The 1,306-nt window shown below is 62.1% G+C and carries 1 protein-coding gene and 1 pseudogene; one reads left to right on the forward strand and one right to left on the reverse strand.

The window, feature by feature from the left end; translation table 11 throughout:
• Window positions 1-272: pseudogene (locus tag EOA60_RS33305) on the reverse strand (MurR/RpiR family transcriptional regulator); the annotation flags it as partial.
• 158 nt (window positions 273-430) lie between these two features.
• Here EOA60_RS33305 and EOA60_RS33310 point away from each other — a divergent pair.
• Window positions 431-1,306: Gfo/Idh/MocA family oxidoreductase (locus EOA60_RS33310; RefSeq protein ID WP_164899780.1), on the forward strand; the 876-nt coding region annotated here is incomplete at its 3' end.

Genomic DNA, 1,306 nt, shown 5'->3' on the forward strand with positions numbered 1-1,306 from the left:
TCATAAGACGAATTGCGTTCGCGCAGCCGCTCGCGAAACACCTGCTGCAGGCTGGTGAAACCGTCGAAGCCGAGCTGCTGGGCGAAGCGGATCAGCGTCGAGGGCTGGACGCCGGCGGAAGCCGCGATACTCGCCGCCGTGCCGAAGGCGATGTCGTCGGGATTGTCCAGCGCATAGGCGGCGATCTGCGCGATGCGCTTGGGCAGACTGGTGCGCCGCTCCAGGATCGTCGTGCGCAAGGTCTCGAAATCGCGAGGCACCCGTCCGTCCATCGTCGCTCCGCCCACGGCCATGCTGGTGTTCCCTCTCCTGCCTCATCATAGCGGTTTCGCGCAAGAACACCATAAGAAATGATTTGGACGTTCCATTCTCGGCTGAAATGGATTAATTCATCCATGCGAATTCTTCCCCTTCAGCGGAGACAATCGACATGGTCGGAGTGGGCCTCATCGGCACGGGCTTCATGGGCAAGTGCCACGCCATTGCCTGGAACGCGGTCGGCACCGTCTTTCCCGATGTCGAGAAGGCGAGGCTGGTGCATCTGGGTGAGGTCAATGACGAGCTTGCAAAGCGCAAAGCGGCCGAGTTCGGCTTCACTCGAGGCTCGGGCGACTGGCGTGCCGTCGTCAACGATCCGGAGGTCGATGTCGTGTCGCTGACCACGCCCAACCAGTTCCATCCGGAAATGGCGATCGCCATCCTCGACGCCGGCAAGCACCTGTGGTGCGAGAAGCCGATGGCACCGAGTTTTGCCGAGGCCGAGGCGATGGCAAAGGCAGCGACCAAATCCGGCAAGGCTGCCGTGCTCGGCTACAACTACATTCAGAACCCGGCCATCCGCCATATCGGCGCGTTGCTCGAGGAAAAGATCATCGGCGACGTCAATCTCGTTCGCATCGAGATGGACGAGGATTTCATGGCCGATCCCGAGGCGCTGTTCTTCTGGAAGCATGAGGCGGCTTCCGGTTATGGCGCGCTCGACGATTTCGCGGTGCATCCGCTGTCGCTGATCAAAGTGCTGTTCGGCCGCGTCGCTCGCGTCATGTGCGACATGGCGAAACCCTATGCCGACCGGCGCGTCGCCTCCGGCGGCCGCCGTGCGGTCGAGACCTACGATATCGCCAGTGTTCTGATGCATCTGGAGAACGGTGTCGCCGGTACGCTGCTGGTCAACCGCTCGGCCTGGGGCCGCAAGGGCCGTATCGCCCTCCAGATCTTCGGCTCGAAAGGCTCGATCCTCTACGACCAGGAGCGAATGAACGAGTTCCAACTTTATCTGACCGCCGACCGGCCGACCGAGCAGGGC

Origin of the sequence: Mesorhizobium sp. M1A.F.Ca.IN.020.06.1.1, assembly GCF_004023265.1 — a bacterium.
Lineage (GTDB): Bacteria > Pseudomonadota > Alphaproteobacteria > Rhizobiales > Rhizobiaceae > Mesorhizobium.